This window comes from Streptomyces sp. NPDC003035 (assembly GCF_042888285.1).
Taxonomy (GTDB): domain Bacteria; phylum Actinomycetota; class Actinomycetes; order Streptomycetales; family Streptomycetaceae; genus Streptomyces.
The window spans coordinates 508,849-522,397 of sequence record NZ_JBIAPJ010000004.1 but is presented as its reverse complement, the minus strand read 5'-3'; the positions used below and the strand labels follow the sequence as shown (position 1 = coordinate 522,397).

The following is a 13,549-nucleotide window of genomic DNA, read 5'->3' as shown; positions in this document are numbered from 1 at the left end:
GTAGCCGGAGCGAGCGGGTGGGAGCGGGTTTGTCGGAGCAGCCAACGGAGTACCGGATCGAGGATCTGGCCCACCACAGCGGGGCCACGGTCCGGACGATCCGCGCCTACCAGGACCGCGGCCTGCTGCCCCGACCGGAGCGCCGGGGCAGGTCCAACGTGTACGGGGACACGCATCTGGCCCGGCTGCGGCAGATCGCCGACCTGCTGGACCGCGGCTACACCCTGGCCTCCATCAAGGAGCTCCTGGAGGCCTGGGACGCCGGCCGCGGTCTGGGCGGCGTGCTGGGCCTGGTCGCCGAGGTCGACGGTCCGTGGACGGACGAGAAGGCCGACCGGATCTCCCGCGAGGAGCTCGACGCCACGTTCGGGGGCACACCCGACGAGGACGCGATCAGGGAGGCGATCGAGCTCGGCGTCCTGGAGCGGGTCCCCGGCCGCGAGGACGAGTTCCTCGTCCCCAGCCCCCAGGAGCTGGCGGTGGCGGCGGAGTTGTACGAGGCGGGCGTGCCGCTCTCCGCGATATCCGGTCACCTGAGGGAACTTCGCGTCCAGGTCGAGCACATCGCCTCGCGCTTCCTGGAGTTCACCACCGAGCACGTCTTCGCACGCTATCTGGAGCACCGACCGCCGACGGACGCCGACGCGGCCGCGGCGGCGACGATGGTGCGCAGACTTCGCCCGCTCGCCCAGCAGACCGTCGACGCCGAACTCGCCCGCGCGATGCGGCTCTTTGCCACCCGCCATCTCCAGCATCACCTGTCGGCGGAACCTCCGCCGGTACGGGACGACGAGCCGCGCCCCGTGGTGCTCCCGTCGGGGACGATTCGGGCCGTTCAGCAGCTTGTCGGCCCGGAGAACGTGGCGGCGTTCATCACGGCTGCCGCCGAACGAGAGGTGCACTCAAGGACATTGAACGCACTTGCTCCAAATCCCTTGGACGGCAGCTGAATAGCTCAAATACCCTGATATCACATGGTGGTTGTCCACAGAATCGCCAATTCCTCTGTGGATAACTTGAGTTACTTGTGGATCAAACATCCGTGCCGCAATTCAATGGCTCGCCCGACCGCCCTCCGGCATCCTGACGCCATGAACAGACCGATGGACGAGAGACGCACCGTGAAGGTGTCGAAGTACCTCTCGAAGCATCTGCGCCATCAGCCCGAGCGGATCGGGCTGGTTCTCGACGCGAACGGCTGGACCGAGATCGACACGCTCCTGCGGGCGGCGGCCGAGCACGGGTTCCCGATCAGCCGCGCCGAGCTGGACCATGTCGTCGCCGCCAACGACAAGAAGCGCTTCGCGATCGAGGGGACGCGGATCCGGGCCAGCCAGGGCCACACCGTCGCGGTGGACCTGGACCTTCCGCCCGCCGAGCCGCCCGCGTACCTCTACCACGGTACGGTCGCCGCCCACCTGGACGCGATCCGGGCCGACGGCCTGCGGCCCATGGCCCGCCACCACGTCCACCTCTCGCCCGACCGCGAGACCGCGACCCGGGTCGGCGCACGCCGTGGCCGGCCCGTGGTCCTGAGCGTGGACGCCGGCGCCATGCACCGGGCCGGGTACGTCTTCCACGTCAGCGCGAACGGCGTCTGGCTGACCGACGCCGTCCCCCCGCAGTTCCTCCGCTTCCCCGGCTGAGACCCCGACCTCCGAGCCGAGGCGTCGGCCGAACCGCCGCGAGGCCCGTCGCGAGGGAGACTCCCACGGCTTTCCGGGAGAGCCCCGGGATCGTCGTAAGGTCGAGTGCATGACCCTGCGCCTGAGCACCGTGATCCTTCCCGTCCATCGCTGGCACGAAGGCGGCCGCGAGCGCTGGCGGCGTGCCGAGGAGCTCGGCTTCCACGCCGGCTACACCTACGACCACCTGTCCTGGCGGTCCTTCCGCGACGGCCCCTGGTTCGGCGCCCTTCCCACGCTCACCGCCGCCGCGACGGCCACCGAGCGGCTGCGCCTGGGAACCCTGGTCACCTCGCCGAACTTCCGCCACCCGGTGACGCTCGCCAAGGAGCTCATCTCCCTGGACGACATCTCGGGCGGCCGGGTGACCCTCGGCATCGGTGCGGGCGGCAACGGTTTCGACGCCACCGTGCTCGGCCAGGAGGCATGGACCCCGAAGGAGCGAGCGGACCGGTTCGGCGAGTTCCTGCCGCTGCTCGACCGGCTGCTCACCGAGGACGCGGTGACCCATCGGGGCACCCACTACTCCGCGGACGAGGCCCGCAACATCCCCGGCTGTGTCCAGCGCCCGCGGCTGCCGTTCGCCGTGGCGGCCACCGGCCCGCGCGGTCTGAAGCTCGCCGCGCGCCACGGGCAGGCGTGGGTGACGACCGGTGACCCGAAGCTGTACGCGGAGGGAACGCCGGAGCAGTCGGTCGAGGCGATCCGCGGCCAGGTCGAGAAGCTCGGCAAGGCATGCGCGGACACCGGCCGCGACGTGACCGAGCTGGACAAGGTCCTGCTCACCGGCTTCACCCCGGACCGCGGGCGGCCGCTCTCGTCCCTGGACGCTTTCGTCGACTTCGCCGGCCGCCACCAGGCGCTCGGCTTCACCGAGATCGTGATCCACTGGCCCATTCCCGACTCGGACTTCGCCGCCGACCAGGCCGTCTTCGAGCGGATCGCCACCGAGGCCGTCGCACAGCTCGCCTGACCCGGGAGGCCGGAGCGGGAACGGGCGGAAACCATCTCTCAGATGTGCGCCCCCTCGCACGCCCGTGCATCGTGTGCGGAAGAATGGACCGGTGACCTCACCCCACTCCCCGCGCCCCGCCGCTCCGGCTCCCCGACTGATCGCCACCGACCTCGACGGCACTCTGCTGCGTGACGACAAGTCCGTCTCGGAGCGCACGGTCGCGGCGCTCGCCGCCGCCGAGCAGGCCGGTATCGAGGTCTTCTTCGTCACCGGCCGTCCGGCGCGCTGGATGGACGTCGTCAGCGACCACGTGCACGGCCACGGCCTCGCGATCTGCGCGAACGGCGCGGCGGTGGTCGATCTGCACGCGGGAGGTACGTTCCTCGAGGTACGCCCGCTGGAGCGGGCCGTCGCGCTCGAGGTCGTGACGACGCTGCGCGCCGCCGCCCCGGGCACCTCCTTCGCGGTCGAGCTCACCACCGGCATCCACTACGAGCCGCAGTACCCGCCCTTCTTCCTCGACCCAGGCGCGACCGTCGCCACCGCCGAGAAGCTCCTCTTCGAGGAGAAGCCCGGCGCCGCCGCCCCGGTGCTCAAGCTGCTCGCCCAGCACCCGGAACTCGACCCCGACGCCTTCCTGTCCGCGGCCCGCGCCGCCGCGGGCGATCTGGCCTCGTTCACCCGCTCCAGCCCGACGGCGCTTCTGGAGATCAGCGGCCTCGGCGTCTCGAAGGCGTCCACTCTGGCCCTGTGCTGCGCCGAGCGGGGCATCTCCGCCGACGAGGTCGTCGCCTTCGGCGACATGCCCAACGACATCGAGATGCTCGGCTGGGCCGGCCGCTCGTACGCGATGGGCAACGCCCACCCGGACGTGATCGCCGCCGCCTCCGGCCGTACGGTCGCCAACAACGAGGACGGCGTGGCCGTCGTCATCGAACGGATCCTCGCGGGCACGCTCGACGACGACTGACGGTCGGCCGGAGAGCACGACGGTCCAGAGGCACCACGGCCGGCCAGGACAGGCGGGCTGGGGCGGGCCGGTCCCGGGGCGGGCCGGGGCCTACAGCGGGGCCTGCCACACCACCGTCGTACCACCGCCGTCCTCCCCGATCCCCGGGCCGCACCAGCTCGACCCGCCCAGGGATTCGGCACGCCGCGCCAGGTTGCGCAGCCCGCTGCGCCGGCCGCCCTCGGGGATGCCGACCCCGTCGTCCGCGACCGACAGCCGGACCGCGGCGGTGCCGTCCGGCAGTTCGGCGCCCGCGTCGACGACGACCTCGATCCGGGTGGCCTGCGCGTGCCGGAAGGCGTTGGACAGGGCCTCGCGCAGGGCTGCGATGAGGTTCTTGCCGGTGAGATCGCCGACCGCCGCGTCGATCGCGCCCAGGAAGCGGTGCGCGGGGGTGAAGCCCAGCGGCACGGCCGCCATGGTGATCTCCCGCAGCACGCGGGTGCGCAGACCGGACGGCGCCTCGGCGGGTCCCTGCTGGAGCGCGAAGATCGCGGTGCGGATCTCCTGGATGGTCACGTCCAGTTCGTCCACGGCCTTGCCGACGCCCTCGCGGACCGCCGGGACGATCGACCCGCGCTGGGCGCTCTCCAGCATCATCCCGGTGGCGAACAGCCGCTGGATGACGAGGTCGTGGAGGTCGCGGGCGATCCGGTCGCGGTCCTCGTAGACCGCGAGCCGCTCACGGTCGCGCTGCGCGTCGGCCATCATCAGCGCGAGCGCGGCCTGGGACGCGAACTGGGTGGCCAGGGTCCGCTCCGTCTCGGTGAACGGCCGGCCGCCCCGGGCACGAGGCACGGCGAGCGCGCCGAGCACCTTGCCGCCGCTGTGCAGGGGCAGCAGCATGCTCGGTCCGTACGAGGCCGCCGGCCTGCTGATCATGCGCAGATCGTCGGAGGCGTCGTCCACGAAGACCGCCTCGCCCTCCAGCAGCCGCTCCACGACAGCGCTCCCGGACGGGATCACCACACCCAGCGACGTGCTAGGCCGGTCGGCGGAGACGGCGACGATCTCCAGACCGCCGCCCTGGGTGGGCAGCAACACGATCCCTGCGGCCGCGTCGGCGAGCCTGCGGGCCTGTTCGGCGACCACCGCGAGGGCGTCGTCCGCGTCACCGCCGGAGAGCAGGGCGGTGGTGACGGCGACCGAGCCGTCGATCCAGCGCTCGCGCTGGCGGGCGGCCTCGTAGAGGCGGGCGTTGCCGATGGCGATCCCCGCCTCGGTGGCGAGGACCCGGACCATGTGGACGTCGTCGTCGCTGAACTCGCCGCCGTTCTTCTCGGCGAGATAGAGGTTGCCGAAGTTCTCCCCCTGGACCCGGATCGGGACGCCGAGGAAGGTCCGCATCGGAGGGTGCCCCGGCGGGAAACCGGCGGCGCGCGGGTCGGTGGTCAGGTCGGTCAGCCGGATCGTCCCGGGTTCGCGGATCAGCGCGCCGAGCAGTCCGGCATCCCCGTCGGGGCGCCGCCCGATCCGGTGGGCGATCTCCTCGTCGTCGCCGAAGGTGACGAAGTCCGAGAGCCCTTCGCCGTCCTCGTCGACCACGCCGATCGCGGCGTAGCGGGCGTCGGCGAGCTCGGCCGCGGTCTCGCAGATGCGGTCGAGGGTCGCGTGGAGTTCGAGGCCCGTGCCGACGGAACGCATGGCCTCCAGGAGCTGCGGCACCCGTGCCGTGAGCTCGGTCGACAGGCCCTGGAGGCTGCGGGTGGCCTCGGTCGCGGCTTCCAGGGGGTCGGGCGGATCAGGCACGGCGGCGGTCATGACCTTGAGCCTAGTAAGTCCTATTTGGCGAGAAAAGTCGGACCTTCCGTCGTTCTCCCCGCGGAGAGCAGCAGATCACTCTCCCGCTCCTGCTCCAGCATCCGGCGCAAGGGGCCCTCGGTCCGCGCGAGCTCCGCGTACGGACCGCGCTGCACGGTCCGGCCCGCGTCCAGGACCACCACCTCGTCCACGGCGTCGAGGCCGCGCAAGCGGTGGGTGATCAGGAGGGTGGTACGGCCCTCGGTGGCTCGCAGCAGGTCGTCGGTGAGCGCGTCCGCCGTGGCCAGGTCCAGGTGCTCGGCCGGTTCGTCGAGGACGAGGACGGGGAAGTCGGCGAGGAGCGCCCGGGCGAGCGCGAGGCGCTGACGCTGACCGCCGGAGAGCCGTGAACCGTGCTCGCCGACCGGTGTGTCGAGACCGTCCGGCAGCCCGTCCACCCAGTCGAGGAGCCGGGCCCGGTCGAGGGCGGCCCGCAGCTCGTCGTCGTCGGCGCCGGTCCGCGCCAGGCGCAGATTCTCGCGGAGGGTGCTGTCGAACGTGTGGGCGTCCTGGGCGCAGAGCCCGACGAAGCGACGGACGTCGTCGCCGTCGAGCTCCGCCGCGTCCACCCCGCCGAGCCGGTACGTGCCGGCGTCGGCGTCCAGGAAGCGCAGCAGCACCTGGGCCAGCGTGGTCTTGCCCGATCCGGAGGTGCCGACGACGGCGACCCGGCGACCGGCCTCCAGAGTGAGGGTGAAACCGCCGAGCGCCTCCCTCTCCTGCCCCGCGTGGCGGGCGGAGAGGCCCTCGACCTCCAGCGGGAAGGGGCTCCGCGGCGGTGCGGCGGGTCGCGCGGGCTCCTGTACGGGCACGGGCGCGTCGAGCACCTCGTACACCCGCTCGGCGCTGCGCTTGACGCGCTGGCGGTACTGGACGGCCAGCGGAAGGCCGGTGACGGCCTCGAAGGCGGCGAGCGGGGTGAGGACGACGACGGCGAGCGTCACACCGTCGAGGCGTCCGTCGCGTACGGCCTGGATGCCGACGAACGCGGCGGCGGCGACCGTCAGTCCGCAGGCGAGCGCGGACAGCCCGGCGCCGAGCGCGGTGGCGGCGGCCTGCCGGGAGGCGATGGAGGTGAGCGTACGGTCGGCGGCCCTGGCCCGCTCGATACGGTCCTTCAGCGCACCGGCGACCGCCAGTTCGGCGCAGCCGCGCAGCAGGTCGACGACCGTGACGGCGAGCGCGCCCCGGGCGGGGGCGAGCCGTCGTTCGGCCCGGCGCGCGAGGGCCCCGCTCAGCAGCGGGACCGCCACTCCGGCGGCCAGCAGGCCCGCGGCGAGCACGGCCCCGGCCTCGGGCAGCAGCCAGGCGGTGAACCCGACGGAGCCGGCCCCCACCACGAGCGCGGCGCCCGCGGGCAGCAGCCACCGCAGCCAGTAGTCCTGGAGGGCGTCGACGTCCTGGACGAGCCGGGAGAGCAGGTCGCCGCGGCGGGTGCGGCGCAGTCCGGCGGGGGCGATGCGCTCCAGACGCCGGTAGACGGAGACCCTCAGTTCCGCGAGCATCCGCAGCACGGCGTCGTGGGACACGAGCCGCTCGGCGTACCGGAACACCGCCCGACCGATGCCGAACGCCCGCGTGGCCGTGACGGCCATCATCAGATAGAGCACGGGCGGCTGTTCGGAGGCCCGCGAGATGAGCCACCCGGACACTGCCATGAGCCCGACGGCGGAGCCCAGCGCCAGACTTCCGAGCAGCAGGGCGAGGCCCATCCGGCCCCTGAGTTCCCCCGCCATGGCCCGGACGCGCCCGAAGACCGAACGCCCGGCCGCAGCCGCTTCCGTATCCGTATCCGCCGCGTCCGTGCCGGTCACGGCGACCGCAGCCGCGGGCTTGGAAGGGGCGGCCGACACCGAGGGGGACCCGTCGGCGACGGTGCGCTCCGCCGCCTCCACGGCGGCGGTCCGCCGGATCTCCACCACACGGTCGGCGACCGCGAGCAGCGCCGGACGGTGGACGACCAGAAGCACCGTGCGACCGGCGGCGAGTCGGCGGACCGCGTCGACCACGGCCGCCTCCGTCTCGCCGTCCAGCGCGGCCGTGGGCTCGTCCAGGAGAAGCAGCGGCCGGTCGGCGAGGAACGCGCGCGCCAGGGCGAGGCGTTGGCGCTGGCCGGCGGAGAGGCCCGTACCGTCCTCACCCAGCAGCGTCTCGACACCCTCCGGAAGATCCCCGACGAACCCGTCCGCACCGGCGTCCCGCAGAGCCTCCCGTACCGCCTCGTCCGAGGCGTCCGGCCGAGCCAGGCGGATGTTCTCGGCGATGGTGCCCGCGAAGAGGTACGGACGCTGCGGCACCCAGGCGATCCGCGAGCGCCACTCCTCCACGTCCAGGGCACCGAGCTCCACGCCTCCGACGTGGACCGAGCCGCCTGCCTCCGGTCGCGCGAATCCCAGCACCACATCGAGCAGCGTCGACTTGCCCACGCCGCTCGGTCCTACCAGGGCCACCGTCTCGCCGGGTTCGACGACGAGCGAGGCGGCGTCGAGCGAGGGTTCCGTGCGCCCGGCGTGCCGGACGGTCACGTTCTCGAGCTCGATGCGCGCCGACGACGGCACGGCTCCCGCGCCACGCTCCGTCGCCGGTGTCTGAAGGACGTCGAAGATCTCCTCCGCGGCGGCCAGTCCCTCCGCCGCCGCGTGGTACTGCGCCCCCACCTGCCGGATCGGCAGATAGGCCTCCGGTGCGAGCACCAGAATGACCAGGCCGGTGTACAGATCGAGGTCCCCGTGGACCAGCCGCATACCGATGCCGACCGCGACCAGCGCCACCGACAGCGTCGACAGCAGCTCCAGGGCGAAGGACGACAGGAACGCGATGCGCAGCGTCCGCATGGTCGCCTGCCGGTACTCCGACGTGATGGCGCGGATCGACTCGGCCTGCGCCTTCGCCCGGCCGAACACCTTGAGCGTCGGCATTCCGGCCACGACATCGAGGAAGTGACCCGACAGCCGGGACAGCAGCTTCCACTGACGATCCATCCGTGCCTGGGTGTACCAGCCGATGAGGATCATGAAGAGGGGGATGAGCGGCAGGGTCACGACGATGACGGCCGCCGAGATCCAGTCCTCGGTGACGATCCTCGCCAGGACCGCCACGGGCACCACCACCGCGAGCCCCAGCTGCGGCAGATAGCGCGAGAAGTAGTCGTCGAGCGCGTCCACTCCCCGTGTCGCCAGCGCGGCCAGCGAACCGGCCTTCTGCCCGCTCAGCCATCCCGGGCCCAGGCCGGCCGCGTGCGCCAGCAGTCGGCCACGGAGTTCGGACTTGACCGCCGCGCTCGCCCGATGGGCGGCCAGCTCGGTCAGCCAGGACACCAGCCCCCGCCCGGCCGCCACTCCGGCGAGCAGCAGCAGGGGCGTGGTCAGATCGGAAACCGACAGGCCCTTCTGGAAGGCCCCCACCACGATCTCGGCGATGAGCATCGCCTGGGCGACGACCAGCGCCGCCCCGGCCAGGCCGAGCACCACCACGGCCGTGAGGAAGAGGCGGGTGGTTCGGGCGTACCGGAGCAGGCGCGGATCGATCGGTTTCACGTGAAACATCTCCCCCTAGTGAGCGGCTTCGGCGATGTGCTGCGTGCCGATGCGCTTGCGGAACACCCAGTAGGTCCAGCCCTGGTAGAGCATCACCAGCGGAGTGGCGATCACCGCCAACCAGGTCATGATCTTCAGGGTGTACGGGCTCGACGCCGCGTTCGTCACCGTAAGACTCCACGCGGGGTCGAGCGACGACGGCATGACGTTCGGGAAGAGCGTCAGGAACAGCATCGCGATCGCCGCCGCGATGGTGACGCCGGACAGCGCGAACGACCAGCCCTCCCGTCCCCGCTTGATCGCGCCGATGGCGGCGACGAGCGCCACCACGGCGACGAGCAGGGCGGCCAGGCTCCAGACATCACCCTTGTCGGCCTGGGTCCAGGTCAGGAAGACGAGGGAGAGGACGGCCGTGACCACGCCGAGCTTCAGGGCGAGCGCCCGGGCCCGTACCCGGATGTCCCCCACCGTCTTGAGCGCGGCGAAGACCGCCCCGTGGAAGGTGAAGAGCGTGAGCGTGACGAGGCCGCCGAGGATCGCGTACGGGTTGAACAGATCCCCGAGGGTGCCCACGTACTCCTTGTCCGCGTCGATCGCGACTCCGCGCACGATGTTGCCGAAGACGACGCCCCAGAGCACGGCCGTGATCAAAGAGGTCCAGAAGATGGCCTGCTCCCAGTTGTGCTGCCACTTCTCCTCCGGTCGCTTCACCCGGTACTCGAAGGCGACTCCCCGCACGATCAGGCAGACCAGGATGACCAGCAGCGGCAGGTAGAAGCCGGAGAAGAGCGTCGCGTACCAGTCGGGGAACGCGGCGAAGGTCGCGCCGGCGGCCGTCAGCAGCCACACCTCGTTGCCGTCCCAGACGGGACCGATGGTGTTGATCAGGACCCGCTTCTCGGCGCGGTCGCGCGCGAGCAGCTTGGTCAGGACGCCGATCCCGAAGTCGAATCCTTCGAGGAAGAAGTAGCCGATCCAGAGGACGGCGATGAGTACGAACCAGACGTTGTGGAGTTCCATGCCTCGATCTCCTCAGCCTCAGTACGAGAAGGCCATGGGCCGGTCGGGGTCGCGGTGGTCCCCGCCGATCTTGGTGGGCGGGTTGAGGTCGTCCTCGCTGAGCTCGGGCGGTCCGGCCTTGACGTACTTGACCAGGAGCCTGACCTCGATGACGGCGAGCACGGCGTAGAGGAGGGTGAAGACGATCATCGAGGTGAGGACCTCAGCCGTCGAGACACCAGGGGAGACCGCGTCCCGGGTGCGGAGCACGCCATAGACGACCCAGGGCTGACGCCCCATCTCGGTGAAGATCCATCCCCAGGAGTTGGCGATCAGCGGGAAGAGCATGGTCCAGAGAGCGACGAGCCAGTACCACTTCGTCAGGCGGGGGCTGAGCGCCTTCCGCCCGAACAGAACCAGGTTCGGCACCTCGTCCTCACCGGTCCGCATCCCCGGCGCCAGCATGAACTTCTTTCGCGTCAGCCAGAGACCGAGCACGCCCAGGGACAGCGAGGCCATGCCGAAGCCGATCATCCAGCGGAAGCCCCAGTACGCGACCGGGATGTTCGGCCGGTAGTCGCCGGGCCCGTACTTCTCCTGCTCGGCCTTGTTGATGTCGTTGATGCCGGGGACGTGCGAGGTGAAGTCGCCGTTGGCGAGGAAGGACAGCAGACCCGGGATCTCGATGGCGACCTTGTTGTGGCCCTTGTCGACATCGCCGTAGGCGAAGACCGAGAAGGGTGCGGGCGCTTCGCCGTCCCACAGCGCCTCGGCGGCGGCCATCTTCATCGGCTGCTGCTTGTACATGACCTTGCCGAGCATGTCACCGCTGATCGCCGTGCCGAGTCCGGCGATGATCAGCGTGATCAGACCCAGCCGCAGCGAGGTCCGCATCACCGGCACGTGCTTCTTGCGCGCCAGGTGGAAGGCCGAGATGCCCACCATGAACGCGCCGCCGACCAGGAAGGCGGCCGTCATGGTGTGGAAGAACTGGGTGAGGGCGGTGTTCTGGGTGAGCACCAGCCAGAAGTCGGTGAGCTCGGCCCGGCCCCGCTCCTCGTTGATGCGGTAGCCGACCGGGTGCTGCATCCAGGAGTTGGCCGCCAGGATGAAGTACGCGGACAGGATGGTTCCGATCGACACCATCCACATGCAGGCCAGGTGAACCTTCTTGGGGAGCTTGTCCCAGCCGAAGATCCACAGACCGATGAACGTGGACTCGAAGAAGAAGGCGATCAGCGCCTCGAAGGCCAGCGGGGCACCGAAGACGTCGCCGACGAAGCGCGAGTAGTCGGACCAGTTCATGCCGAACTGGAACTCCTGCACGATGCCGGTGACCACACCCATCGCGATGTTGATCAGGAAGAGCTTGCCCCAGAACTTGGTCGCCCTGAGGTACTTCTCCTTCTCCGTGCGCACCCAGGCGGTCTGCAGCGCGGCGGTGAGAGCGGCGAGGGAGATCGTCAGGGGGACGAACAGAAAGTGGTAGACGGTGGTGATGCCGAACTGCCATCGCGCCAGAGTCTCTGGCGCCAGAGCGAGGTCCACGTCGTCTTCTCCTTACATCGCCGTGGTCACAGGGGGCAGCCTGCCCCTTCATTCCCACCCATCTCGGGATGAACTGTGACACGCTTGTGAACGCGTTCACATTCACAAGCATTATGGCTCATACGAAATCCGTACGTAAGACCGGGGGTCCCCTACTCGAAGGTCACCTCTTCCCCAGACCTTCAACATATTGTTGAATCGGGGGTATGACCCTTCGGATCCGTATCTCCTGGCCGGCCGGGCACACCACGGCCACCCTTGACGAAACCCCCACGAGCAAGGCGCTCGCGGGGGCTCTCCCGATCTCCTCCACCGCCCGGACCTGGGGCGAGGAAGTGTATTTCGACACACCTGTCTCCGCCGCCGTCGAAGCCGACGCCGAGCAGGTGGTGGAGCCGGGCACGGTCGCCTTCTGGACCGAGGGCGACGCGCTCGCGCTCCCCTACGGCCCCACCCCGATATCGCGGGGCTCCGAATGCCGACTCGCGAGCCCCTGCAACCTCCTGGGCTCGCTCGACGGCGATCCGCGCGTCCTGGCCACCGTCAGGGACGGCGACCCGATCCGCGTCGAGCTCGTCGAGGACTGACCGGCCGCCCTCGACGCACGCTCACCCGGCTGATCAGCCGTCCTTGCGGAAGCTTTCCGCCGTCTTCAGGAACAGGTCGTTCGCCTCGCACTCACCGATCGTGACGCGCACGCCCTCACCCGCGAACGGCCGCACCACCACGCCGTGCCGCTCGCACTCCGCCGCGAAGTCCACCGTCCGCTCGCCGAGCCGCAGCCAGACGAAGTTCGCCTGGGTGTCCGGCACGGTCCAGCCCTGGGCCACGAGCCCCGCGTGGACCCGCTCGCGCTCCGACACCAGCGAGCCGACCCGTCCGAGCAGTTCGTCCTCGGCCCGCAGCGAGGCCACCGCCGCGTCCTGCGCCAGCTGGCTCACCCCGAACGGCACCGCCGTCTTGCGCAGCGCCGCCGCCACCGGCTCGTGGGCGATCGCGAAGCCGACCCGCAGCCCCGCGAGGCCGTACGCCTTGGAGAACGTCCGCAGCACGGCGACGTTCGGGCGGTCGCGGTAGAGCTCGATGCCGTCCGGGATGTCGGCGTCGCGGACGAACTCGCGGTACGCCTCGTCGATCACGACCAGGACGTCCGAGGGCACCCGGTCCAGGAAACGCTCCAGCTCGGCCCGGCGCACCGCCGTGCCGGTGGGGTTGTTCGGGTTGCAGACGAAGATCAGCCGGGTGCGGTCGGTGATCGCCGCCGCCATCGCGTCGAGGTCGTGCACCTCGCCGTCGGTCAGCGGCACCTGCACCGAGGTCGCCCCGCTGATCTGCGTGATGATCGGGTACGCCTCGAAGGACCGCCAGGCGTACATCACCTCGTCGCCCGGGCCGGCCGTCGACTGGATCAGCGACTGCGCGACCCCGACCGAGCCGGTGCCGGTGGCCAGGTGCGAGAGCGGGACCCCGAAGCGGTCCGAGAGCTCCGCCATCAGCCCGGTGCAGCCCATGTCCGGGTAGCGGTTGAAGGACGCGGCCGCGGCCAGCGTGCTCTCCATGACACCGGGCAGCGGCGGATACGGGTTCTCGTTGGAGGACAGCTTGAAGGCGACCGGACCGCCCGCGGCGGCCGGCTTGCCCGGCTTGTAGGTGGGGATGCCGTCCAGCACCGCGCGCAGCTTCGGGCCGCCCGCGCTCGCCCCGCCGGTCCCGCTCGCCCCGCCGGTCCCGCCCGCTCCGCCGGTCTCGCTCACTGCGCTCACTGTGGTCCTCCTCGACCGTCCGTACCACCAATACTCCTCACCTTATGAGGATTCCCCTCCGCTGCGAATGGGCTGTGGACAACAGGTGGGACAAGCTGTGGACAACGGAGGGAGCGCGGGCTTGGGTGGCGCGCGCCGGTGGCGAGCGCCGTGGCGCGCATCCCCCGTAGAGGTGAGTTGAGACCTCTTCGAGACATCGCCCCCGAGGCAGGCCCACGTACGTCGACAACCATAGATCACACATGATCCACCCC

Annotated in this window: 10 protein-coding genes; 5 read left to right on the top strand and 5 right to left on the bottom strand. The window is 70.9% G+C overall.

All coding sequences use genetic code 11. From position 1 onward, the window contains the following. The first annotated feature begins 29 nt into the window (after nt 1-29). The 4 genes from ACFYV5_RS15595 (at nt 30) to ACFYV5_RS15580 (ending at nt 3,610) form a co-directional block, all read left to right on the top strand. Nucleotides 30-950 carry a MerR family transcriptional regulator gene (locus ACFYV5_RS15595; RefSeq protein ID WP_389168640.1) on the top strand — a complete coding sequence of 307 codons (921 nt, stop codon included), beginning with the start codon at nt 30-32 and terminating at the stop codon, nt 948-950. Nucleotides 951-1,103: 153 nt separating this feature from the next. Then, nucleotides 1,104-1,646 carry an RNA 2'-phosphotransferase gene (locus tag ACFYV5_RS15590; RefSeq protein WP_355110993.1) on the top strand — a complete coding sequence of 181 codons (543 nt, stop codon included), beginning with the start codon at nt 1,104-1,106 and terminating at the stop codon, nt 1,644-1,646. Between the two features lie 109 nt (nt 1,647-1,755). Then, nucleotides 1,756-2,658: an LLM class flavin-dependent oxidoreductase gene (locus tag ACFYV5_RS15585; protein WP_355110761.1), complete on the top strand. Its 903-nt coding sequence runs from the start codon at nt 1,756-1,758 to the stop codon at nt 2,656-2,658. 91 nt (nt 2,659-2,749) lie between these two features. Continuing rightward, the gene (locus ACFYV5_RS15580) at nt 2,750-3,610 is read left to right on the top strand and encodes a Cof-type HAD-IIB family hydrolase (RefSeq protein ID WP_389168637.1); all 861 of its coding nucleotides are present in this window, start codon (nt 2,750-2,752) and stop codon (nt 3,608-3,610) included. Between the two features lie 90 nt (nt 3,611-3,700). Here ACFYV5_RS15580 and ACFYV5_RS15575 read toward each other — a convergent pair whose 3' ends face one another. Genes ACFYV5_RS15575 through ACFYV5_RS15560 form a run of 4 tightly spaced genes read right to left on the bottom strand, consistent with a single transcriptional unit; the run spans nt 3,701 to nt 11,532 of the window. Then, complete coding sequence (locus tag ACFYV5_RS15575; protein ID WP_389168635.1) at nt 3,701-5,410, bottom strand: GAF domain-containing protein; 1,710 nt, start codon at nt 5,408-5,410, stop codon at nt 3,701-3,703. Nucleotides 5,411-5,430: 20 nt separating this feature from the next. Beyond that, entirely contained in the window at nt 5,431-8,985 is a 3,555-nt protein-coding gene (gene cydD, locus ACFYV5_RS15570; protein ID WP_389168633.1) for a thiol reductant ABC exporter subunit CydD, read from the bottom strand. 15 nt (nt 8,986-9,000) lie between these two features. Further along, nucleotides 9,001-10,005: a cytochrome d ubiquinol oxidase subunit II gene (gene cydB / locus ACFYV5_RS15565; protein ID WP_355110757.1), complete on the bottom strand. Its 1,005-nt coding sequence runs from the start codon at nt 10,003-10,005 to the stop codon at nt 9,001-9,003. A gap of 18 nt (nt 10,006-10,023) precedes the next feature. Continuing rightward, entirely contained in the window at nt 10,024-11,532 is a 1,509-nt protein-coding gene (locus ACFYV5_RS15560) for a cytochrome ubiquinol oxidase subunit I (RefSeq protein ID WP_389168630.1), read from the bottom strand. Between the two features lie 206 nt (nt 11,533-11,738). On the opposite strand from ACFYV5_RS15560, the gene ACFYV5_RS15555 reads away from it, so the two are divergent. Continuing rightward, nucleotides 11,739-12,119, top strand: a complete 381-nt coding sequence (locus ACFYV5_RS15555) for a cyclophilin-like fold protein (protein WP_355110755.1) — start codon at nt 11,739-11,741, stop codon at nt 12,117-12,119. 33 nt (nt 12,120-12,152) lie between these two features. On the opposite strand, the gene hisC is transcribed toward ACFYV5_RS15555, so the two are convergent. Continuing rightward, nucleotides 12,153-13,286 (bottom strand): histidinol-phosphate transaminase, encoded by a 1,134-nt coding sequence (gene hisC / locus ACFYV5_RS15550; protein WP_389168955.1) that lies wholly within the window; start codon nt 13,284-13,286, stop codon nt 12,153-12,155. Between the last annotated feature and the right edge of the window lie 263 nt (nt 13,287-13,549).